Source organism: Weizmannia sp. WK01 (assembly GCF_025905465.1).
GTDB lineage: Bacteria > Bacillota > Bacilli > Bacillales > Bacillaceae_C > Weizmannia > Weizmannia faecalis.
Genome location: NZ_CP109616.1, coordinates 2,372,629 through 2,394,958, shown reverse-complemented (window position 1 = coordinate 2,394,958; position 22,330 = coordinate 2,372,629). Strand labels below are relative to the sequence as shown.

Annotated in this window: 20 protein-coding genes; 15 read left to right on the top strand and 5 right to left on the bottom strand. The window is 49.3% G+C overall.

The window, feature by feature from the left end; genetic code table 11:
• The first annotated feature begins 7 nt into the window (after positions 1-7).
• From ytfJ to OF158_RS11450, 5 genes are all read left to right on the top strand, one after another.
• Positions 8-472 carry a GerW family sporulation protein gene (ytfJ, locus tag OF158_RS11470; RefSeq protein ID WP_014097731.1) on the top strand — a complete coding sequence of 155 codons (465 nt, stop codon included), beginning with the start codon at positions 8-10 and terminating at the stop codon, positions 470-472.
• Between the two features lie 121 nt (positions 473-593).
• Positions 594-1,097, top strand: a complete 504-nt coding sequence (gene tpx / locus OF158_RS11465; protein WP_014097732.1) for a thiol peroxidase — start codon at positions 594-596, stop codon at positions 1,095-1,097.
• 109 nt (positions 1,098-1,206) lie between these two features.
• Positions 1,207-2,208, top strand: coding sequence for a class I SAM-dependent methyltransferase (locus OF158_RS11460; protein WP_035184357.1), 1,002 nt, complete (start codon positions 1,207-1,209; stop codon positions 2,206-2,208).
• A gap of 209 nt (positions 2,209-2,417) precedes the next feature.
• Entirely contained in the window at positions 2,418-3,608 is a 1,191-nt protein-coding gene (locus OF158_RS11455) for an acetate kinase (protein WP_014097734.1), read from the top strand.
• A 157-nt stretch (positions 3,609-3,765) separates the two neighbouring features.
• Positions 3,766-4,596, top strand: a complete 831-nt coding sequence (locus OF158_RS11450; protein ID WP_014097735.1) for an EcsC family protein — start codon at positions 3,766-3,768, stop codon at positions 4,594-4,596.
• Between the two features lie 30 nt (positions 4,597-4,626).
• Here the strand turns inward: OF158_RS11450 and OF158_RS11445 are convergent, their stop codons facing one another.
• Complete coding sequence (locus OF158_RS11445; RefSeq protein ID WP_013859933.1) at positions 4,627-5,091, bottom strand: universal stress protein; 465 nt, start codon at positions 5,089-5,091, stop codon at positions 4,627-4,629.
• A gap of 306 nt (positions 5,092-5,397) precedes the next feature.
• Here OF158_RS11445 and ald point away from each other — a divergent pair, with 306 nt between their 5' ends.
• On the top strand, positions 5,398-6,513 hold the full coding sequence (ald, locus tag OF158_RS11440) for an alanine dehydrogenase (protein ID WP_035184360.1): 1,116 nt from the start codon (positions 5,398-5,400) through the stop codon (positions 6,511-6,513).
• 79 nt (positions 6,514-6,592) lie between these two features.
• On the opposite strand, the gene OF158_RS11435 is transcribed toward ald, so the two are convergent.
• Complete coding sequence (locus tag OF158_RS11435) at positions 6,593-7,687, bottom strand: M24 family metallopeptidase (RefSeq protein WP_014097737.1); 1,095 nt, start codon at positions 7,685-7,687, stop codon at positions 6,593-6,595.
• Positions 7,688-7,840: 153 nt separating this feature from the next.
• On the opposite strand from OF158_RS11435, the gene OF158_RS11430 reads away from it, so the two are divergent.
• On the top strand, positions 7,841-8,524 hold the full coding sequence (locus OF158_RS11430) for a metal-dependent hydrolase (RefSeq protein WP_014097738.1): 684 nt from the start codon (positions 7,841-7,843) through the stop codon (positions 8,522-8,524).
• Positions 8,525-8,728: 204 nt separating this feature from the next.
• Entirely contained in the window at positions 8,729-10,045 is a 1,317-nt protein-coding gene (locus tag OF158_RS11425) for a CBS domain-containing protein (protein ID WP_035184363.1), read from the top strand.
• 19 nt (positions 10,046-10,064) lie between these two features.
• Here the strand turns inward: OF158_RS11425 and OF158_RS11420 are convergent, their stop codons facing one another.
• On the bottom strand, positions 10,065-10,373 hold the full coding sequence (locus OF158_RS11420; RefSeq protein WP_035184365.1) for a YtpI family protein: 309 nt from the start codon (positions 10,371-10,373) through the stop codon (positions 10,065-10,067).
• An 83-nt stretch (positions 10,374-10,456) separates the two neighbouring features.
• Between OF158_RS11420 and OF158_RS11415 the strand changes: the two genes are divergently transcribed.
• Positions 10,457-11,395: a DHH family phosphoesterase gene (locus OF158_RS11415; protein WP_035184368.1), complete on the top strand. Its 939-nt coding sequence runs from the start codon at positions 10,457-10,459 to the stop codon at positions 11,393-11,395.
• A gap of 42 nt (positions 11,396-11,437) precedes the next feature.
• Here the strand turns inward: OF158_RS11415 and ytrI are convergent, their stop codons facing one another.
• Entirely contained in the window at positions 11,438-11,944 is a 507-nt protein-coding gene (gene ytrI, locus OF158_RS11410; protein ID WP_014097742.1) for a sporulation membrane protein YtrI, read from the bottom strand.
• Positions 11,941-12,273 (bottom strand): sporulation membrane protein YtrH, encoded by a 333-nt coding sequence (locus OF158_RS11405; protein ID WP_013859924.1) that lies wholly within the window; start codon positions 12,271-12,273, stop codon positions 11,941-11,943. The genes ytrI and OF158_RS11405 overlap by 4 nt, the downstream gene beginning before the upstream one ends.
• Before the next feature lie 146 nt (positions 12,274-12,419).
• Between OF158_RS11405 and dnaE the strand changes: the two genes are divergently transcribed.
• From dnaE to pyk, 6 genes are all read left to right on the top strand, one after another.
• Positions 12,420-15,764 carry a DNA polymerase III subunit alpha gene (gene dnaE / locus OF158_RS11400; protein ID WP_017551270.1) on the top strand — a complete coding sequence of 1,115 codons (3,345 nt, stop codon included), beginning with the start codon at positions 12,420-12,422 and terminating at the stop codon, positions 15,762-15,764.
• A gap of 93 nt (positions 15,765-15,857) precedes the next feature.
• Entirely contained in the window at positions 15,858-17,090 is a 1,233-nt protein-coding gene (locus OF158_RS11395; RefSeq protein ID WP_035184373.1) for an NADP-dependent malic enzyme, read from the top strand.
• A gap of 125 nt (positions 17,091-17,215) precedes the next feature.
• Positions 17,216-18,091, top strand: coding sequence for an acetyl-CoA carboxylase, carboxyltransferase subunit beta (accD, locus tag OF158_RS11390; RefSeq protein ID WP_014097745.1), 876 nt, complete (start codon positions 17,216-17,218; stop codon positions 18,089-18,091).
• Entirely contained in the window at positions 18,085-19,059 is a 975-nt protein-coding gene (gene accA, locus OF158_RS11385) for an acetyl-CoA carboxylase carboxyl transferase subunit alpha (protein ID WP_014097746.1), read from the top strand. The genes accD and accA overlap by 7 nt, the downstream gene beginning before the upstream one ends.
• Positions 19,060-19,574: 515 nt before the next feature.
• Complete coding sequence (gene pfkA / locus OF158_RS11380) at positions 19,575-20,537, top strand: 6-phosphofructokinase (protein ID WP_035184376.1); 963 nt, start codon at positions 19,575-19,577, stop codon at positions 20,535-20,537.
• Positions 20,538-20,558: 21 nt separating this feature from the next.
• Complete coding sequence (pyk, locus tag OF158_RS11375) at positions 20,559-22,319, top strand: pyruvate kinase (RefSeq protein ID WP_014097748.1); 1,761 nt, start codon at positions 20,559-20,561, stop codon at positions 22,317-22,319.
• The last annotated feature ends 11 nt before the right edge of the window (positions 22,320-22,330 follow it).

The window sequence follows — 22,330 nt, the reverse complement described above, 5'->3', positions numbered from 1 at the left end:
AACAACAATGGGTTCACATCCGATTGAAGGCCTGATGACGGCCGCAATGGAAAATTTAAAAGAAATGATTGACGTAAATACGATTATCGGGGATCCGGTGGAAACGCCGGATGGAAGCGTCATTTTAACCGTATCCAAAGTCGGTTTTGGGTTTGCGGCAGGCGGAAGCCAATTTAACGGGCCATCCGGATCCGGCGGCAGCGGTGAATCCCGTCCGGCAGAGCTGCCTTTCGGGGGCGGCAGCGGCGGCGGTGTCTCGATTATGCCGATTGCCTTTTTGGTTGTTGGCGCACAAGGCGTGAAAATGCTGCACCTGGACCAAAACACACATTTGATTGAAAAAATTATGGATGTCGCGCCGGGCGTTGTCGAAAAAATCCAGGGCATGCTGAAACAAAACGGCCAAAATGCAGGCGGCCAAAATGGCGGGCAACAGCCGGCCAACCAGCAAAAACAGGATCTTGATTTTTAACAACCCGCATGATTCGCGGGTTTTAAATTGGAAATTTTTTTCGTTGTCCATTATGATAGGGTATGAGCACAGTTGAAAAACGGGGGATTGAAAGCCCCGGTAAAAATAAGGAGGGTATCTCATGGCTTCGGTTACATTTAAAGGTAATCCAGTCACATTGGAAGGGACAGAAGTGAAAGTCGGCGATAAGGCACCGGACTTTACGGTTCTGGATAATGATTTGAATGAGGTGACATTTTCGGATACAAAAGGCGGCGTCCGCATCTTCAGCGTTGTCCCGTCGATTGATACCGGTGTTTGTGATGCACAGACGCGCCGTTTTAACGAAGAAGCGGCAAAACTCGGGAAAGAAGTCAACGTTTATACTTTTTCCTGTGACCTGCCTTTTGCGCAAAAAAGATGGTGTGCGGCATCCGGGCTTGACCATGTAAAAGTGTTGTCCGACCACCGCGACCTGTCATTCGGCAAAGCTTACGGGGTTGTGATGAAAGAACTTCGCCTGCTTGCCCGCGCCGTATTTGTCGTAGATTCCAATGATACGGTTACATATGTGGAATATGTAAGCGAAGGCACCAACCATCCTGACTACGAAAAAGCATTGCAAGCCGCAAAAGATGCAGAGTAAAACAGGTATTCGCGTCAAGAAAAGCGAAGAGCACTTGCTATACTGCGATAAAATCCCCGATCTCCATCGGGGATTTTATATGGAAGAAGAATACGAAGGAGGAGCATGAATGTCGGACTCTCCTGTTGAAACCCTTTTTAACGTTTTAAACGAATCCGCACACATTTTGGAAAACCGCCTCTCTGTTCCGTACCTGGAAGCTGTGGCGATGACCGGGGAAAACTTATTCAGCGGAAGCATCCGCCAAAATGGGATCGGTGCGCATGATGAAAACCGCCTTGAAAACCTATACGGAACGGTCCGCCTCGAGGATTTTACCCGCGAGCAGATCCGGAAAGCCTACCAGCTCGCCATTCTGAAGGGGATGAAAGCAAACGTCCAGGCAAACCATCAAATGACACCGGATTCGATCGGTCTATTGATGAGCTATTTTATCGGCAAGTTTACAGAAGATACCAGTGCGTTTTCAATTTTGGACCCTGCGGTGGGCACCGGCAATTTGCTTGCGACCATTTTGAACCAGCTCAGTGGGAAAAACATCACCGCTTACGGCGTGGATATCGATGATGTGCTGATCCGGCTCGCATACACGGGGGCAAACCTTCTGCACCATGAAATCGAACTGTTTACGCAGGATGCCCTGTCCCAATTGTTCATTGACCCTGTCGATGTTGTTGTTTGCGATTTGCCAGTCGGGTACTATCCGAATGATGCGGGCGCCGCGGATTACAAGCTGAAGGCAGATGAAGGGCATTCGTACGCCCATCATTTGTTTATCGAGCAGAGCCTGAGAGCGGCGCGCCCGGGCGGATTTTTGTTTTTTCTCATCCCAAACGGATTATTTGAAACAAAAGAAGCTCCGAAACTTCGCCAGTTTTTAAAAGAAGAAGCGGATATCCAGGCGATTTTGCAATTGCCGATGACCATCTTCAAAAACGAGCAGGCTGCCAAAAGCATTTTTGTCATCCGCAAGAAAGCGGAAGACGTAAAAGCACCGGAACAAGTGCTGCTGGCGTCGCTCCCGTCCCTGTCTAACGAAAGGTCGCTCAGGCAGCTGATGGCAAAGATTGACGTCTGGTGCAAAGAAAATATCCAAAGCGGCAAAATTTGACGAATTGGGAAAAATGGGGGCCGGAAAGCAGGAAATTGCGTTCCGGCCCCCATTTGTTTGCTTTTTTATGGTATCATTTTATATGTTCCCGGGAGACGGAACCAAAAACCGGTTGAAAAAAACCGGATAGAATGGCAAAATGAGAAAATGAGATCACTATTTTAAAAAAATAAAAGGGTTCATTTGATTTTGCGAAGGGAAGACGAGCAATGGCAAAAATTATGGCAATTAATGCGGGGAGCTCCTCCTTAAAATTTCAATTATTTGAGATGCCGAATGAAAGCGTTATAACGAAAGGCCTGATTGAACGGATCGGGTTAAACGATGCCTTGTTTTCCATTACGGTAAACGGGGACAGGGTGAAGGAAATTACCGATATTCCGAACCATGAAATTGCCGTGCAGTTTTTATTAAAAAAATTAACGGAAACCGGCATTATCCGGTCTTTGGATGAAATAGAAGGCGTGGGCCACCGGGTTGTGCACGGCGGCGAAATTTTCAATGATTCTGCTGTCGTCAATGACCAGGTGCTCGCGCAAATTGAAGATTTGGCGGAACTCGCGCCGCTTCATAACCGGGCGAACGCAACGGGGATCCGGGCGTTCCGTGCCGTGCTGCCGGATGTGGTTCAAGTGGCCGTGTTTGATACCGCTTTCCACCAAACGATGCCGGAAAGTGCTTTCTTATACAGCCTCCCCTATGCATACTACGAAAAATACCGGATCCGCAAATACGGGTTTCATGGCACTTCCCATAAATATGTGGCGATGCGTGCCGCTGAGCTGCTCGGCAGGCCAATTGAACAGCTGCGCCTGATTTCATGCCATTTGGGCAACGGGGCAAGCATTGCGGCGATCCAGGGCGGCCGGTCAATCGATACGTCCATGGGCTTTACGCCATTGGCCGGCGTGACGATGGGCACGCGCTCCGGCAATATCGACCCCGCACTGATCCCGTTTATTATGGAGAAGACAGGCAAAACGGCAGAAGAAGTGCTCGAAGTGTTAAACAAAGAATCCGGGCTTCTCGGCATTTCGGGCGTTTCCAGCGATTTGCGCGATATCCAGGTGGCGGCGGAACTCGAGCGGAACAAGCGGGCTGAACTGGCGCTTGACATTTTTGCAAGCCGCATCCATAAATACATCGGGTCGTATGCGGCGAAAATGGCCGGCGTCGATGCGATTATTTTCACGGCTGGCATCGGGGAAAACAGCGATGCCATCCGCGCAAGAATTTTAACGGGACTGGAATTTATGGGCATTTACTGGGACCCGACTTTGAACCAGATCCGCGGGACGGAAGCGTTTATCAATTATCCGCATTCCCCTGTAAAAGTACTCGTTATCCCGACAAACGAAGAGCTGATGATCGCACGCGATGTTGTCCGGCTCTCTTCATGACCGCGGAATCTTAACGGCTGGCGCCGACAGTTTGCTTTCCTGCTGCCCGTGCCCGAATAAATTGTTTCAGGGTCACTTTGGCATGGCATAAACGAACAGCCGTCCATGAACTTTATGATATAATGGCTGTAAAACAGCGTTAGGGAGCGGATTGAAAATGGCGGAATGGACAGGCAGGGAAAAAATTGTACTGGATGAAATCAACGACTGGGCGGAGAAGCTAAAAACGGCCGGAAAAGAAGGGGACGGGCGCAAGCAAAAACTGGATGCGCTCTTTGCCCATTTTCCGGATGAGGCGCTCGAAAATATTCATGAAAAAATAGATGCTGTTTTGTTTCAAATCTGTTCATTTGCCGATGAAAATCTGCCTTACGGGCATGAAATCGAAAAAATACTTGCTGCGGGGCGGCTTTTTGACAGTTCTGTTGCAACGATTCCCGATATGAGGAAGCTTACCATCGACCAGGCAGGGTTTATTGCGGCGCGGCAGCAGGCAAAATACCGCCGTTTCTCACTCTTCGAAGGAGCATTGAGCGGGACGGGGAAAGCTGTTTTTGCCGCGGCGGATCCGTTTTTCCTGCTGGCTGTGAATCTCCGGGCGGTCCAGCTCACCGGTGCAGCTTACGGATTTGAAACAAAAACGCCCGGCGAACTCGTGGCGGCGCTGAAAATGGTGCTGATGGCCGCTGCCCCGGACATGGTGAAATATGCGCTCTGGGAAGAATTGATGGATGAACTGGAAGCGCGCGAGACCGGCTTCTATGTGGGAAACGATAAGTTATTCCACCGGTATTTGTGGCCGGGGGCAATCGGGCATGCCGGCAAACTCGCTTTTCTGGCGCTGCTCCGGCCGAAAAAGCGGGGAGAAAACAGCTGGGCCGGGATGGCCATCGGGGCTCTTACAAACTACTATTTTTCTAAAAGGGTTTGTGAAATTGCGGAGAAATATTATCAATACCGGTTTTTAACAGAAAAAAGCGGCCGTTAAAAAACCAGCCCGTAAAAGGCTGGTTTTTGCTTAATTTTCCCCTTTGCCTTCTTCTTCCTTAGGCGTTCTCACGACAAGCACATCGCAGGGGGAAGTGCGGACAATATGTTCGGAAACGCTTCCGATCAGGAGCCTTTCCACCGCGTTTAAACCGGTTGCGCCGCACACAATTAAATCCGCATGCACTTTCGGCGCGACATTTTTTGTGATTTGAAGTTTTGGAGAGCCGAGCTGGATGATCGTCTGGACTTTGATCCCTTTTTCTGCGGCGCGGTCTTTATAATTGCTTAACAGTTCATCCCCAAATTTTTCGTTTTGCTCATAGAGCGTTGAATCAATCGGGGTCAAAGTGGCGAGTGCTCGGTTATCGACCACATGGACAACCGATAATTCGGCCCCATTCCGTTTGGCGATTTCAACCGCTTTCGTAAAAGCCCAGTCGGCTTCTTTGGAGCCATCTACCGCTACTAAAATATTCCGGTATTGTGTGCCCATCTTCTTTCATCTCCTTTATAAACTGCCTGCCTTTCATGTCTATTTTACTAGAATTTTCCGGGTTTGTGTGCGAAAAATGAAAAAACCTGGCGATCTATTTTTTAATCAAAAAGGGCGGAAGCCAGGAAAAATAAAAACGCTATCCCGTTCCCGGGCGCGAATAAGAAATTTGCAAAAAAAGCATAGGAAAAAGAGGGAATTTTTGCTACACTAAAGATGTTTAAGAAAGTTTTCAACCGTTTGATATGTTTTCTTACAATAATAAGAAAACGGATTGCAAAACACGAACAAGAGGAGGAACTTTCTATGCGAATTGGCGTACCAAAAGAAATTAAAAACAATGAAAGCCGTGTGGCCATGACCCCGGCCGGCGTTGTGACCCTGACCAAAGCGGGGCATGAAGTTTTTATTGAAAAGAATGCGGGCCTTGCATCGGGGTTTAGTGATGAAGAATATGTAAAAGCCGGTGCCCGGATCGTTGAGACCGCTCGTGAGGCGTGGTCTTTTGAAATGGTTATGAAAGTGAAGGAGCCGATCGAAAGCGAGTACCGCTATTTCCGTGAAGGCATGATTTTATTTACATATTTGCATCTTGCTGCAGCACCAAAGCTTACGGAAGAACTGCTGAAAAAGAAAGTGACCGGCATTGCTTATGAAACCGTGCAGCTTGCCAACCGTTCGCTGCCGCTTCTGACGCCGATGAGCGAGGTGGCGGGCAGAATGGCGCCGCAGATTGGCGCACAGTTTCTTGAAAAAAATAACGGTGGAAAAGGGATCCTGCTTTCCGGCGTACCGGGCGTCAAAAGAGGCAAGATTACGATTATCGGCGGCGGGGTTGCCGGAACGAATGCGGCAAAAGTCGCGATCGGCCTTGGGGCGGATGTGACCGTTGTCGAATTGAATCCGGATCGCTTGCGCCAGCTTGATGACATTTTCGGCAGCAAAATTACAACCTTGATGTCGAATCCATACAATATTGCGGAAGCAGTGCGTGATGCGGACCTTGTCATCGGATCCGTTCTGATCCCGGGTGCAAAAGCGCCAAAACTGGTAACGGAAGAGATGATCAAAGCGATGCAGCCGGGCTCTGTTGTCGTGGATATTGCGATTGACCAGGGTGGCAGTTTTGAAACGACAGACCGTGCCACGACACATGATGATCCGGTTTATATCAAGCATGATGTCGTCCATTATGCAGTCGCAAATATTCCGGGCGCGGTTGCCCGCACATCGACGATTGCCCTTACCAATGTGACGGTGCCGTACGCGGTGCAAATTGCCAATAAGGGGTATGAGAAAGCGGTTTTGGAAAATGAAGCGCTGTTAAAAGGGGTCAATACGCTGAACGGGCATGTGACGTATCAAGCGGTGGCCGATTCGATCGGGCTCTCCTATACCGATGTGAAAACGCTTTTAAAATAAGCTTTCAAAAGCCGGCTGCAAGAATTGCCGGAACAAAAAAAGAAGCACAAGCAGCATGAAAGCCGCTTGTGCTTCTTTTTTAAACATACTGCAAGGCTTTCGGGTACTTTGTCAGCACTTCGGCACCCGTTTTTGTAATGCAGACGTCATCTTCAATCCGGACGCCGGCAACCCCTGGCACGTATATCCCCGGTTCGATCGTGAAGACCATCCCTTCTTCAAGCACCAGCTCATTCGTATGGGTGACAGAAGGATATTCGTGGATGCTGATCCCGAGGCCGTGGCCGAGCCGGTGTGTAAAATATTCGCCGTATCCCGCGTCTTCAATGATGCGGCGTGCAATCAAGTCGAGCTCTTTTGCCTTTACCCCCGGTTTTGCTGCCGCAACGGCCGCTTCTTCCGCTTTTAATACCGTTTCGTAAATCCGGGTTTGCTCTTCGTTAAGCCCCCCGAATGCGACCGTCCTTGTAATATCGGAACAGTAGCCTTGATGCACAACGCCAAGGTCAAACAGGACAAAATTCCCTTTTTCGATCTTGTCAAGGCCGGGGACGCCGTGCGGGGAAGCCGCCTTCGCACCTGAGAGGACGGTGGTGGCGAAGCTCATTTCTGAAATCCCTTTTTCTTTCATTGCAAATTCAATGGCTGCCACGATTTCAAGTTCGGTTTTCCCTTCCTTAATTTCGCGGATGCCCGTTTCAACGGCCAGGTCGGCAAAAGCAGCCGCTTCCCTTAAAATCTTCCGTTCATGCTCATCTTTAATAAGGCGCATCATGCGCAGTTTTTCTTCAGCAGCGGTAAAGCGGGCGCCGCCAAACCGTTCTTTCAGCGCTTCGAACCGTTCCACGTTCAAATGCTCTTTTTCAATCGCTAACGTATGGACATCCCCGATTCGCCCGCGTATTTCTTCCGCAACCAAATCCCACGGGTTATCCGTATCCTGGACGCCGAGAATGTCATATTCCCAGCCAGCTTTTTTCGCGTCATATGCCTCCATTGCCGGGCAGACGAGAAACGGCTCTTTTTCTTGGAATACACAAATGCCGAGCAGCCTTTCGTGCGGGTCGCTGCGGTAACCGCTCAAATAAAAGACATTGTCGGGCGATGTAATAAAAGCAGCATCGGTCTTTTCCGCTTTCAGCCACGCCGCCACACTTGCTAAACGCTTATTCATTCCATTCATCTCCTTATCAGACGTTACTAGCATAGCAAAAAACAAGTTAAGATGCTACAGGTGAAGCGCGAGGCAGGATTACGGGGCAAAGAAATAATATAATGAAAGTGGCCCCTAAAAGCCGTACAAATTTTTAAAAGGAGTGATATGTTGATGAAAGTTTCTTTTCACGGCCATTCGATTGTAAAAGTGGAAACGGAGGGCAAAACGATACTCTTTGATCCATTTATTACCGGCAACAGCCAGACAGACCTGAAAGTGGAGGAAGAAAGCCCGGATGTGATTATTCTCACACATGGGCACGGCGATCATATCGGGGATACAGAAACGCTTGCCCGCAAAAAGAATGCGCTTATTATTGCCAATAATGAAATCGCAAATTACTTTGCCTGGAAAGGGTTGAATACGCATCCGCTCCATATCGGTGGCTCGTACCAGTTTGATTTCGGGAAAGTGAAGCTTACCCAGGCGTTCCACGGCTCGGCGGTTGTGGATGACGAAAAGAAAGAAATCGTTTATCTCGGGATGCCGACGGGCGTTTTGCTGATGGCGGAAGGGAAAACGATCTACCACGCCGGTGATACCGGGCTGTTCTCGGATATGAAATTAATCGGCGAACGCCATCCGATTGATCTTGCATTTCTTCCGATCGGCGACAACTTCACGATGGGACCGGAAGACGCAGCAGTGGCGGCAACATTTTTGCAGGCGAAAACGGTCGTGCCGATCCATTACAATACGTTCCCGCTCATTCAGCAGGATCCGCAGAAATTTATCGATTTGCTCGACGGCGTAAACGGTAAAATTATGAAAGCCGGAGATGCGATCGAATTGTAATAGACGCGCAAGATTGGCAAATACAGGGGTTCGCTTGCAGCCGGCATGTGCTGAAAAAGTGCCGGCCGCACTTCCCCTTTTCCATGATGGAAAGATAAAGGTGCCTGATTGCCCTTTCCCCCTTTTTCCATCTATAATAGAATTATACAGATGACTCCATACATATTCCTTGAAAGCGGATAAAAACGGAAAGAAGGTGAAAAAATGGCGACAAAGCACGAACAGATTTTACAATATATCAATGAGCTGCCAGTCGGGGAAAAAATATCCGTCCGCCAGATTGCAAAAGCGCTGAATGTCAGTGAAGGGACTGCCTACCGCGCCATTAAAGATGCTGAAATAAAAGGGTATGTCAGCACGATTGAACGGGTCGGCACCATCCGGATTGAGCAGAAGAAAAAAGAGAACATTGAAAAGCTGACCTTTTCGGAAGTCGTCAATATTATCGACGGCCAGGTGCTGGGCGGAAAATCCGGCCTGCATAAAACGCTTACAAAATTCGTGATCGGCGCCATGGAACTTGAGGCGATGTCGAAGTATACGGATCCGGGGAGCCTGCTCATTGTCGGAAACCGCACGGACGCGCATGAACTGGCGTTAAGGTCAGGAGCTGCCGTTTTGATCACCGGCGGATTTGATACGAAAGATTATGTAAAAAAAATTGCGGATGAAAAAGCGCTGCCGATCATCTCGACGAGCTACGACACGTTTACCGTTGCGACGATGATTAACCGTGCTGTCTATGACCAGCTGATCAAAAAAGAAATTATTCTCGTTGAAGATATTTTAACACCGATCGAAAAAACGGTTTATTTGAATACAACGGACATGGTCCAGGACTGGTACCGCAAAAAACGGGAAACAGGCCACTCGCGCTTTCCTGTTGTCGACCGCAATTTAAAGGTGGCGGGTATTATTACCTCAAAAGACGTGATGGAAACCGACACGCACTTAAGCATCGAGAAAGTGATGACGAAAAATCCGATTACGGTCAGCGAAAAAACAAGCGTTACATCTGTTGCCCATATGATGGTCTGGGAAGGGATCGAAATCTTGCCGGTGACCGACGATTTTAACCGGCTGAGGGGGATTGTCAGCCGCCAGGACGTCTTAAAGGAGCTGCAAATGACACAGCGCCAGCCGCAAGTCGGGGAAACGATCGACAATATCGTCACGACCCAGCTTGATGCATCATCGGCCAAAACGGAAGACCCGGATGATTACCAGTTTGAAGTGACGCCGCAAATGACCAACCCTTTAGGGACGATTTCATATGGTGTATTCACGACACTCGTGCACGAAACGACCAACCGCTTTTTGCGCTCCAGAAAAAAAGGCGAAATGATCATCGAAAGTTTAACGGTCTATTTTATCAAACCAGTCCAGCTCGAAAGTATGATCCGGATTGTACCGAAAATTCTCGATTCCGGCCGGAAGTTTGCCAAAATTGATGTCGAAGTCTTCAACCAGGGCAGCCTTGTCGGTAAAGCCCTGCTGATGTGCCAGCTGATTGAAAGATAAGGGAATGTGCCACCCCTTTTTACGGTGTACGCCGCAATTCGTTCCTTTCTTTTTGCATTTCGGGCCGGTAAAACCGCAGCCTTTTGAAACCGCCTGCGATATTGAAAAGCCCGAGCGCGATAAAAATGGCTGCAATCACAAAGGTGATGGCAGTGTGAAACAGAAACAATTCATTCACGCCGAACAAAAAAATAAACGAACCGAGCGCCATATTGGCTTTGGCAGAGAACACCTTTTTTTCCATCGCCAAAAGGCTGCGGATGTATTTTAGTTTAAAATATACATACGCGCAAAGGGATGCGAGAATCAAAACGGCAAGGATCGGCATCGTGCACCTCCAAATCGGGTTGTCAGTATTTTCTTCTATTTTACAAAATGAAAAAAGAACTTGCCAGAGAAACGGGGAGTAAGATGAAAACAAAAATTTTACAGACGATCAAGCTTTTTGACACGATCATCATCCACCGCCATGTCCGGCCTGATCCGGATGCATATGGATCGCAGGGGGGACTTGCGGAAATATTGAAGGCGTCTTTTCCGGATAAAAACATTTACATCGTGGGCGATGATGAACCGGACCTCGCCTACTTGAATAGGATGGACAGGATTTCCGATGAAACGTACCGCGGGGCGCTTGTCATCGTTTGTGATACCGCGAACCGCGAGCGGATCAGCGACCAGCGTTTCCATCTGGGGGAAAGGCTGATCAAAATCGACCATCACCCGAACCATGATGCTTACGGGGATTTGCAGTGGGTCGATGAAGACGCGTCCTCTGTCAGCGAAATGATTTATGAGTTTTACTTATCGGGGAAAGAAGAAGGGCTCAGGATGACAGATGCCGCGGCAAGGCTGCTGTTTGCCGGCATTGTCGGGGATACAGGCCGGTTTTTGTATCCGAGTGCGACGGAAAAAACATTTGACTATGCCGGAGAACTGATCCATTACCATTTTGACCGGACAGCGCTCTTTAACAAGATGTACGAGATTGAACCAAGTGTGGCCAGGCTGCAAGGGTATATATACCAGAACCTGGACATTCTTGAGCACGGGGCGGCCATCGTCGTGCTGAAAAAAGAACTGATTGAAAAATTCGGCGTAACGGTGCGCGAAGCCTCCCAGCTTGTCACCACGCTCGGCGATATTAAAGGGCTTAAAGCCTGGTGCTTCTTTATCGAAGAAGAAGGCCAAATCCGCCTCCGTTTCCGCTCCAAAGGCCCTGCCATCAATGAGCTGGCCCGCAAATACGGCGGCGGCGGGCATCCGCTTGCTGCCGGGGCCAACGCGTATTCGTGGGAAACGGCAGAGGCGGTAAAAAAGGAATTAATCGCGCTCTGCAAGGAAGGGTAAAAAAAGAAGGCAGAACCGCCGGAAAAGCGGATTTGCCTTCTTTTAGTCTGCCAGCTTTAAATTCAGGTGGACGCGGACAACAGAGTAAAACAAAATGTCCCGCACTTCGAAAGTATAGCGGCGGTGGTTGATTTTAATGACTTTGTTTTCAAGCATGCGGGTGATCAAGTCTTTGTTCAAATAAGCGGTTTTTAAATTTTTTGCAATCAAGGGGCTTAAGTCATGTTTAATATCCTCTTCTGCTTCAAAAATGCTTTGTGAATCGTGAATGTCATATTTTTCGTAGTTGCTGATTTTCACGTCAATACGCTGGATGGTCAGGAGCTTTTCATTTTTTTGATTGAGCTTTTTATAGTCTTCCTGCCAGATCGCCTTTTCCTGTTGCAAATCCTGGATCGTTTTTTCCTGCCGTTCAATCATTTGCGCCTGCCTTTCCTGCATGACACCGAACATGTACAGAAAAATCAGCCAGCAGATGCACCCGCCCACGATAAATCCGGCCATGAACCGCTGCCAGCCCGGTTTCCGGTAAAGCGGCGGGATTCTCATAGCACATTCTCCTGGGTTATCCATGAAATAATGAGCGCGGCCGTTTTGGCACCGCCCATGGCCGACAGAATTAAAAGCAGCTGCTTGAACAATACCATCGTCTCGCTTTCCAAAAATCCTTTTTCAAAGCTGTAAACGGTATCGAACGTCCCCCCGATGGCGGCAATGATCGCCCAGATGCGGAGGTCACGCGCAATCTTCGAAATTTCCGTCAAAAGCGGCTCGCCGGTAATGAACGAAGCGAGTCCCCCGATCAAGGCGCCGCCGAACATTACGCCGAATGCGATAAAATAGCTGTTGAAAAATGCGGGAAAAAATCCTTCGCTCAACCGAACCATCCCCATCTTTTCTTCATTACTAAACAATATATGGGACAATGTATGCCTGTATGAAATCGAACGTATCTTCTTTTTTGCTCGCGTGAAAACATGTATAATAAGAATCATGTACAGGTACGAATAGGAGGCAGTTTACCATGCGTTTTGTCCATTTACAGGTCCAAACGGCCTACAGCCTGTTGGAAAGTACGATCTCCATCCCTGAATGGGCGGCGTACGCAAAAGCGCTTCATTACGACACCCTTGCGATCACGGACCGCAATGTGATGTACGGGGCCTTTCCTTTTTACAAGGCTTGCCGCGAAAATGGCATTAAACCCATTATCGGCATGACAGCGGATATCATGAGTTCGTTTGAACCTGACACAGCCTATCCGGTTGTGTTGCTTGCCAAAAACGAAACCGGCTACCGGCATTTGATGAAAATCTCAAGTGCCATCCAGACGAGACCCGAACCCGGCATTTTTATCAAATGGCTGCGCGCCTACAGCGACGGCCTGATCGCCTTTACGCCGGGGCTTGAAGGGGAAATCGAACAGGCGCTACTTAGGGGAGATGAAGCGCGTGCAGAAGAGGTTGCAGTTTTATACCGGGACATTTTCGGGCCGAGCTTTTATCTTGCACTTGAAAACAACGGGACAGTGCAAGCTAAGAAAGTGCTTCCCGATATGCACGCGCTCTCGGAAAAACTGGGTATCCCAGAAGTGGCGGCCGCAAATGTGAAATACTTAAAAAAGGAAGATGCTTTTTCTCATGAAGTGTTGCGCGCGATCAAAGCCGGGGTGAAACTGACGGATGAAAACCGGCCGCGCCCGGAAAGCGGCACGCACGACTTTAAGCCGCAAGAGGAAATGGAACAGCTTTTTGCCGATTTCCCGGAAGCTTTGGCCAATACGGAAAAAATTGCAGATGCCTGCTCTGTGGAAATCAAAACGGGACAGCGGCTGCTGCCGGCATTTCCGGTTCCGGGCGGGCAGACGGCGGATGCCTTCTTAGAAGAAGTATGCCGAAAAGGCCTTGCAGCACGCGTTCCGAATCTGGAAGAACGGTATACAGACCGGCTGGAGTATGAATTAAAAATCATTCAGGAAATGCAGTTCAGCGACTATTTCCTTATTGTCTGGGATTTTATGAAATATGCGAGGGAGCACGGGATTCTTACCGGGCCGGGGCGCGGTTCCGCTGCCGGCTCCCTTGTCGCATACGCGCTTTATATTACCGACGTCGATCCGGTGCAATACGGGCTTTTGTTTGAACGGTTTTTAAATCCGGAGCGCATTTCCATGCCGGATATTGACAGCGATTTTCCGGATCACAAGCGGGACGAGATGATTCGCTACGTTGCGGAAAAATACGGCAGACAGCATGTCGCGCAGATCATCACATTCGGCACATTTGCTGCGAAAGCCGCAGCCCGGGATGTAGCCCGGATATTCGGTCTCAGCGCAAAAGAACTTGAACAGTTGTCGCGCTTCATCCCGTCACAGCCTGGCATGACGCTTAAAAAAGCGTATGAAGCATCAAGCGCCTTTCGGGAATGGATCGGCCAATCGGATCAGCACCGCAAGCTTTTTGAAACGGCCCTGCTTTTGGAAGGATTGCCGCGCCATGTTTCGACCCATGCAGCCGGCGTCATTATCAGTGGGGAACCGCTTACGGGAATCATCCCGGTGCAGGAAGGGCATGACGGCATCTTTTTAACCCAGTATCCGATGAACCATCTCGAAGAAATCGGGCTTTTGAAAATGGATTTTCTCGGCTTGCGGAATTTAACCATCCTTGAGCATATCCTCACGGGGATTGAAAAGGGGACGGGGAGAAAAATCCGCCTCCAGGATGTACCGCTCGATGATCCACAGACATTCCGCCTTTTTAGTTCGGGCAATACGACCGGGATCTTCCAGTTCGAGTCGGACGGCATGCGGAAAGTGCTCGAGCGGCTTAAACCGACTGAATTTGAAGACATTGTCGCGGTCAATGCGCTGTACCGGCCCGGGCCGATGGAAAACATCCCGGCCTATATTGAGCGGAAACACGGGTTGAAACCGGTCGAATATCCGCATCCCGACCTCCAGCCGATTTTGGAAAAAACATACGGTGTGATTGTCTACCAGGAACAAATTATGCAGATCGCTTCAAAGATGGCGGGCTTTTCACTCGGGGAGGCGGATTTGCTCCGCCGTGCCGTCAGCAAAAAGAAAAGGGAAATCCTGGACGAACAGCGGCTGCATTTTATAAATGGCGCGCAAAAAAAAGGATATGAGAGAAAAACGGCGAATACTATTTATGATTTTATCGTCCGCTTCGCCAATTATGGTTTTAACCGCAGCCATGCCGTCGCTTACAGCATGCTCGCTTGCCGGCTCGCCTATTTAAAAGCCCATTACCCGCTCTATTTTATGGCAAGCCTTTTGACGAGCGTGATCGGCAACGAGGATAAAATTGCCCAGTATATTCGCGAAGCGCAGCAGATGGGGATCCGGGTTTTGCCGCCTTCCGTGCAGCACAGCCATTATCCGTTTACCGTGGAAAACGGCGCCATCCGTTATAGCCTTGCCGCGATAAAAGGGATCGGATACGCCTCCATCAAAGAGCTGCTTAAAGAAAGAAAACGGCGCCCGTTTAAAAGCCTGTTTGATCTTGTCCTGAGGGTGAAAGGGCTGAACCGGAAAATTTTAGAGGCGTTTGCATTCTCAGGCGCGATGGATGAGTTTGGAAAAGACAGGGCAGTTTTGCTTGCCAGCATTGATGTCGCCCTTGAGCACGCGGAGATTATGAAGCCGGATGACGGGCAGGCGGATCTGTTCTTTGAGGATGAAGCGTTCAGCATTGAACCAAATTATGTGGAAACCGAGCCGATTTCACTGATGGATAAGCTTGCCTTTGAAAAGCAATATTTGGGGCTCTATCTATCCGGGCATCCGGCCGGGCAGTACCGCCCGGGTTGGGACGAAGCCGGCGTGCTTGCAGTAAGCAAGCTTCAACCCGGCATGAGAAAAATCCGGTTTGGCGCCTGCATTACGGACACAAGAACGATCCGCACAAAACAAGGCAGCCTGATGGCATTTTTGCGCATGAGTGACGAAACGGATGAGATAGAATGTGTTGTTTTTCCGGATGTCTTTAAAAAATACAGCCCGTTATGCCAAAAAGGGTTGATTGTGGTCGTGGAAGGAAATGTTGAAAACAGGAACGGCAAAAAGCAGGTGATTGCCCGGGCGCTCGAAGATGCCAGCCCGTTCCGCAGCATGCCGACCGGTGCCACGTTATATTTAAAGATTCCGGCTGGAAAGGACCGCATGCTGCTTGTTCAAGTGAAGCAGGTGCTTGACGCTTTTCCGGGGGACTCGCCGGTCATTCTTCATTATGAAGCGGAACGGAAAACGATCCGGCTTCCGGAAAAAAACCGGGTCCGGGCGGAGGAAGCATGCCTCGGAAAGCTTACGGAACTGCTTGGTGAAGGAAATGTCATATTGAAATAAGTTTTTCTCTCTAGATTAAATATGTTATATTGTTTAATAGGCTTGTGAGTAAGAAACCGCATATCGTGCAGTGAAAACGGGGGAGTGAGGTTCATGTCATTGCGGGAAGAAGCGTTACATATGCACCGCGAACACAAAGGGAAATTGGAATCCAAGTCAAAAGTCACCGTCAAAAATGCAAAGGATCTGAGCCTGGCCTATTCGCCCGGTGTGGCTGAGCCTTGCAAAATGATCTACGACAAACCGGAAACGGTCTATGAATATACGATGAAAGGCAATATGGTCGCGGTCGTAACGGACGGCACCGCCGTTCTCGGGCTTGGAAATATCGGCCCTGAAGCCGCACTCCCGGTCATGGAAGGCAAGGCGATTTTGTTCAAAAGCTTTGCCGGCGTCGATGCCTTTCCCATTTGCCTCGATACGACAGATATTGATGAAATCGTGGAGACGGTGAAACGGCTGGAACCGGTTTTCGGCGGCGTGAATCTGGAGGACATCGCCGCGCCGAACTGCTTTGTCATTGAAGAAAAATTGAAGAAGGAAATGAATATTCCTGTTTTTCACGATGACCAGCACGGGACGGCGATTGTAACGGCTGCCGGGCTCGTGAACGCTTTAAAACTCGTTGGCAAAGAAATGTCTGAAATTAAAGTGGTAGCAAGCGGCGCGGGCGCTGCCGGCATCGCGATTATCAAACTGCTTTACAACTTTGGCGTCCGCGATATTATTATGTGCGACTCTAAAGGGGCGGTCTATGAAGGGCGCCCGTTCGGAATGAACAAGGTGAAATCCGAAGTGGCTAAATATACAAACCGTGATAAAGCAGCAGGCAGCCTGGCGGATGTAATCAAAGATGCGGATGTTTTTATCGGCGTTTCTGTAGAGGGGGCACTGACAAAAGAAATGGTGCAGTCGATGAAAAAAGACCCGATTATTTTTGCGATGGCCAATCCGAATCCGGAAATCATGCCGCAAGATGCCAAAGCGGCCGGCGCGAAAGTCATCGGCACAGGCCGCTCTGATTTTCCAAACCAGGTCAACAATGTCCTCGCCTTCCCGGGTATTTTCAGGGGGGCATTGGATGTGCGCGCCACGCATATTAATGAAAAGATGAAACAAGCCGCTGTCCACGCGATCGCCGGTTTAATTGATGAACATGAACTGAATGCGGATTATGTCATTCCGCGCCCGTTTGATCCGCGTGTTGCGCCGGCGGTTGCGGCAGCTGTTGCAAAAGCGGCGATGGAAACCGGTGTCGCCCGCATCCAGGTGAGCCCGGAAGAAATCCGCGAAAAAACGAAACAGCTTTCCGAAATTGGCAAATAAGCATCAGATGCCGGAAAAAAAGCCGCCTTTTTGCCGGTACGGGAAAACGCCATTTGCCGGTACTTCGGCAGAAAAACCGCCGGCTTGCCCGGTGGTTCCGGTGCCAGATACAGGAGGGGTAAGATTTGCTGAAAGATTTTTTTTCTAAACCGAAAAAGCGAAAATATGCGACTATCCCTTCAGACCATACAAAGCAGGAAGTTCCTGAAGGGATCATGTCAAAATGCCCGAAGTGCGGCAAAATTATGTATACAAAAGAACTGCAGAAGAATTTAAAAGTCTGCCTCCATTGCGGCTACCATTATCAAATGACCGCTTATGAAAGGGTGGAAAGCCTGCTGGATGAAGGAACGTTTGAAGAGTTCGACCGCGGGCTTGTTTCCAAAAACCCGCTTGCGTTTCCGGGTTACCTTGAAAAACTGGAAAAAGACCGCAAAAAAACAAACTTGAATGAAGCGGTACTGACAGGTAAGGGCAACATTCAGGAAAGGCCGGTCGTGCTTAGTGTCATGGATGCACAATTCCGGATGGGCAGCATGGGCTCGGTTGTCGGCGAAAAAATTACGCGCGCCATCGAAGAAGCAGACAGGCTCCATGTGCCGTTTATCATTTTCACGGCCTCAGGGGGCGCCCGCATGCAGGAAGGGATCTATTCTTTAATGCAGATGGCGAAAACGAGCGCGGCGCTCGAAAGGTTCAGCCGCCACGGCGGGTTAACGGTAACCGTGATGACTCATCCGACAACAGGCGGCGTGACCGCAAGCTTTGCATCGCTCGGGGATATCAATCTTGCGGAGCCCGGCGCGTTGATCGGTTTTGCCGGCCGCCGCATCATTGAACAGACGATCCGCGAAGAACTTCCTGAAGTTTTCCAGACTGCAGAATTTCTTCTTGAACACGGCCAGCTCGATGCGGTTGTGAAACGCCATGACCTGAAAAAAACATTGGCAGGCATTCTGGACATCCATCAACCAACAAACGCAGGTGAACTACAATGGTGAATGAACTTGAATTTGAAAAACCGGTCATTGAGCTGAAACGCAAAATTGCCGAGCTAAAGGAATTTACAAAACAGTCGGATGTCGATTTGTCAAGCGAGATTGAAAAACTGGAAGCAAGGCTTTCCCGGCTGGAAGAGGAAATTTACGAAAATATGGATCCGTGGGACAGAATCCAGATTGCGCGTTTTCCCGAACGGCCGACATCATTGGACTATATTCAATATCTTTTTACCGATTTTCTTGAGCTCCACGGCGACCGTGTATACGGCGACGACGGGGCGGTTGTCGGCGGGATCGCAAAATTTGAGGGCCTTCCTGTCACCGTGATCGGCCAGCAGCGGGGGAAAGACACAAAAGAAAACATCCGCCGCAATTTCGGCATGCCACACCCGGAAGGCTACCGGAAAGCAATGCGGCTAATGAAGCAGGCGGAAAAATTTAAACGCCCGATTATCAGCTTCATCGACACAAAAGGTGCGTATCCGGGAAAAGCAGCGGAAGAAAGGGGCATCGCTGAATCGATCGCGCGCAATCTGTTTGAAATGTCCGGGTTGAGCGTTCCGATCATCTGCCTGATTATCGGTGAAGGGGCCAGCGGCGGTGCGCTCGGCATTGGCGTCGGCGACCATATCCATGTCCTCGAAAATTCATGGTTCTCGGTCATTTCACCGGAATCCGCCGCGGCGCTTTTATGGAAAGATGCGTCGCAGGCAAAACGGGCCGTCGCCACCATGAAGATGACCGCGCCCGAGCTGAAAGAACTGGGTATTATCGATGAACTGATTCCGGAAGTAAAAGGCGGCGCACATAAAGATCCGAGAGCGCAGGCAGAGCTGATGCGCCCTGTGCTTGCCGCATCATTAAAGGAGCTGCGGGCATATGCCCCTGAAGAACTGGTGGAAAAAAGGTACGAAAAATACCGTAAAATTGGCGTATTTTCAACGCTCGAACAGTTTGCCCGCCAATAGCCGAAAAAAGCACCCAGGCAACCGGCACCCATCACCGGTTGCCTCGCTTTTTACATGGTGTAACGGATGCAGGCCAAAATTTTGGCGTTCTGCTTTCTAACTATATAAAATGAACTTAAGTTTTTCGTACCAAAATCAATGACGATCAGGATGGCAGCACATAAACAAGTAGTAATGTTTAGTTCAAGTTATATAGGATCCCCTTTCTTCTAAGTGGTTGAAAAGAAAATTCAGATCCTGGTTTACCGGCATGGAAACCGGGAAAAGAAAAAAGAACGCCGTTTGCATGGCAGGCAGGGAAGACAGGAGAATTGGTAACGTATTCATACTATTCCGACACAGTTTGTTCATAAACGCACATTTTTAAAATTTTTACTTTTTCATGATCGATTGTGAACATGCTTTTAAAGTGGTATTTTAGATATATTCGAAGGCAGACTTGGAGATACTATAATTACTTTGCTTGATTGAAATACCGGCCTGCCAAGAGAATTACATATACAGAGGTGAATAATATGAAGCGAATTGGAGTATTAACAAGCGGCGGCGATGCACCAGGGATGAATGCCGCAGTCCGCGCGATTACCCGTAAAGGGATTTATCACGGCCTGGAAGTTTACGGTATTCACCAGGGCTATAACGGGTTGATTCATGGTAACGTCCAAAAGCTTGAAGCAGGATCTGTCGGTGATATTCTCCAACGCGGCGGCACGGTTTTGCAGTCGGCAAGAAGCGAAGAATTCAAAACGCCGGAAGGGCAGCAAAAAGCGATCCGGCAGCTGAAAGACCATGGCATTGAAGCCCTCGTTGTGATCGGCGGGGACGGTTCCTATCAGGGAGCGAAAAAACTGACAGAACAAGGTTTCAACTGCATCGGTGTGCCGGGGACAATCGACAACGACATCCCAGGTACGGATTTTACAATTGGTTTTGATACAGCGCTGAACACTGTTCTGGATGCGATTGACAAAATTCGCGACACCGCTTCTTCCCACGAACGTACCTTTATTATTGAAGTCATGGGCAGAAATGCGGGGGATATCGCGCTTTGGTCCGGTCTTGCCGGCGGGGCTGAATCAATTATTGTGCCGGAAGAAAAGTTTGATTTGAAAGATGTCGTGGATCGCCTTGAACAAGGGAAAAAACGTGGCAAACGCCACAGCATTATCATCGTCGCGGAAGGCGTGATGAGTGGTAACGAGTTTGCGGAAAAATTGAAAAAAACTGGTGCGATCGGTGATACCCGCGTTTCCGTTCTCGGCCATATCCAGCGTGGCGGTTCTCCGACTGCATTTGACCGCGTGCTTGCAAGCCGCCTCGGCGCAAGGGCTGTTGAACTGCTGCTCGAAGGAAAAGGGGGCCGCGCTGTCGGTATTCAAAATAACCAGCTGGTTGACCATGACATCCTTGAGATTCTCGGGAAACCGCACGCCATTAATCAAAACATGTATAAGCTGTCGAAAGAATTGTCGATCTAACGTTGTTTAGGAGGAAATAGAATGAAAAAAACCAAAATTGTATGTACTATCGGGCCTGCCAGTGAAAGTGTGGAAATGCTTGAAAGATTAATGGCAAACGGGATGGATGTTTGCCGCCTGAACTTCTCGCACGGCAGCCACGAGGAACATCTTGCCCGGATTAAAAATATCCGCGAAGCTGCAAAAAACCAAAACAAAACGATCGGGCTTTTGCTTGATACAAAGGGACCGGAAATCCGCACCCACGATATGAAAGACGGCGGATTTGAGCTTGTTGAAGGCATGACGCCGGTCATTTCAATGACAGAAGTGCTCGGGACAACGGAAAAATTTTCGGTCACCTATGAAGGGCTGATTGATGATGTGCACGTTGGCTCTAAAATTCTGCTTGACGACGGTTTGATTGAACTAGAAGTGACGGCCATCGATAAAAACGCCGGTGAAATCCATACAAAAGTACTGAACCGCGGCGTTTTGAAAAACAAAAAAGGTGTCAACGTCCCGGGTGTTTCCGTGAACCTTCCGGGCATTACCGAAAAAGACGTGAGCGATATCCTGTTCGGGCTTGAACAAGGCATTGACTTCATTGCGGCTTCATTTGTACGCCGGCCGTCTGACGTTTTGGAAATTCGCCAGCTTCTTGAAGAACACGATGCTTTACATGTGAAAATTTTCCCTAAAATTGAAAACCAGGAAGGCGTCGACAACATCGATGAAATCCTTGCTGTATCGGACGGCTTAATGGTTGCCCGCGGTGATCTCGGTGTTGAAATTCCGACCGAAGCAGTGCCGCTCGTGCAAAAAGAACTGATCAGAAAGTGCAACACGCTCGGCAAACCGGTCATTACCGCAACGCAAATGCTGGATTCGATGCAGCGCAACCCGCGCCCGACCCGCGCAGAAGCAAGCGACGTGGCCAACGCCATTTTCGACGGTACAGATGCAATCATGCTTTCCGGCGAAACAGCAGCCGGAAAATATCCTGCTGAAGCGGTTAAGACGATGTACAATATCGCGGTCCATGTGGAAAAAGCGATTAACCACCGCGATATTCTGAACAAACGCAGCAAGAGCACGGACCATAATATGACAGACGCCATTTGCCAGTCCGTTGCCCATACGGCTTTAAATCTTGATGTGAATGCCATTATTGCGCCAACCGAAAGCGGCTATACGGCGCGCATGATCTCCAAATACCGCCCGGCAGCCCCGATTATTGCTGTCACGAGCGATCCGAAAGTGCAGCGCGGCTTAACCGTTGTGTCCGGCGTATACCCGCAATTGGGCACAAAGGCAAACAATACGGATGAAATGCTTGAAATCGCAGTGGATGAAGCATTGAAATCCGATATCGTCCATCACGGCGACCTTGTGATTATCACAGCCGGCGTCCCTGTTGGTGGGAAAGGCACAACCAACCTGATGAAAGTGCACCTGATCGGCGATATATTGGCAAAAGGCCAGGGAATCGGCAGAAAATCGGCATTTGGTCCGGTCGTTGTTGCTGAAAGCCCAGAAGAAGCAAACGCAAAAGCAACAGAAGGCTGTGTGCTCATCACGAGAACGACCGACAAAGAAATCATGCCGGCCATTGAAAAATGTGCCGCGCTCATTACGGAAGAAGGCGGCTTGACAAGCCATGCTGCAGTTGTTGGCATCAATGTCGGCATTCCGGTCATTGTCGGCGTTGAAAAAGCCGTTTCCATTTTTAAAGACGGGCAGGAAGTTACGGTAGATGCAGCAACCGGCTCGGTTTACAACGGCCATGCGACTGTATTGTAAATAAGCAAAAA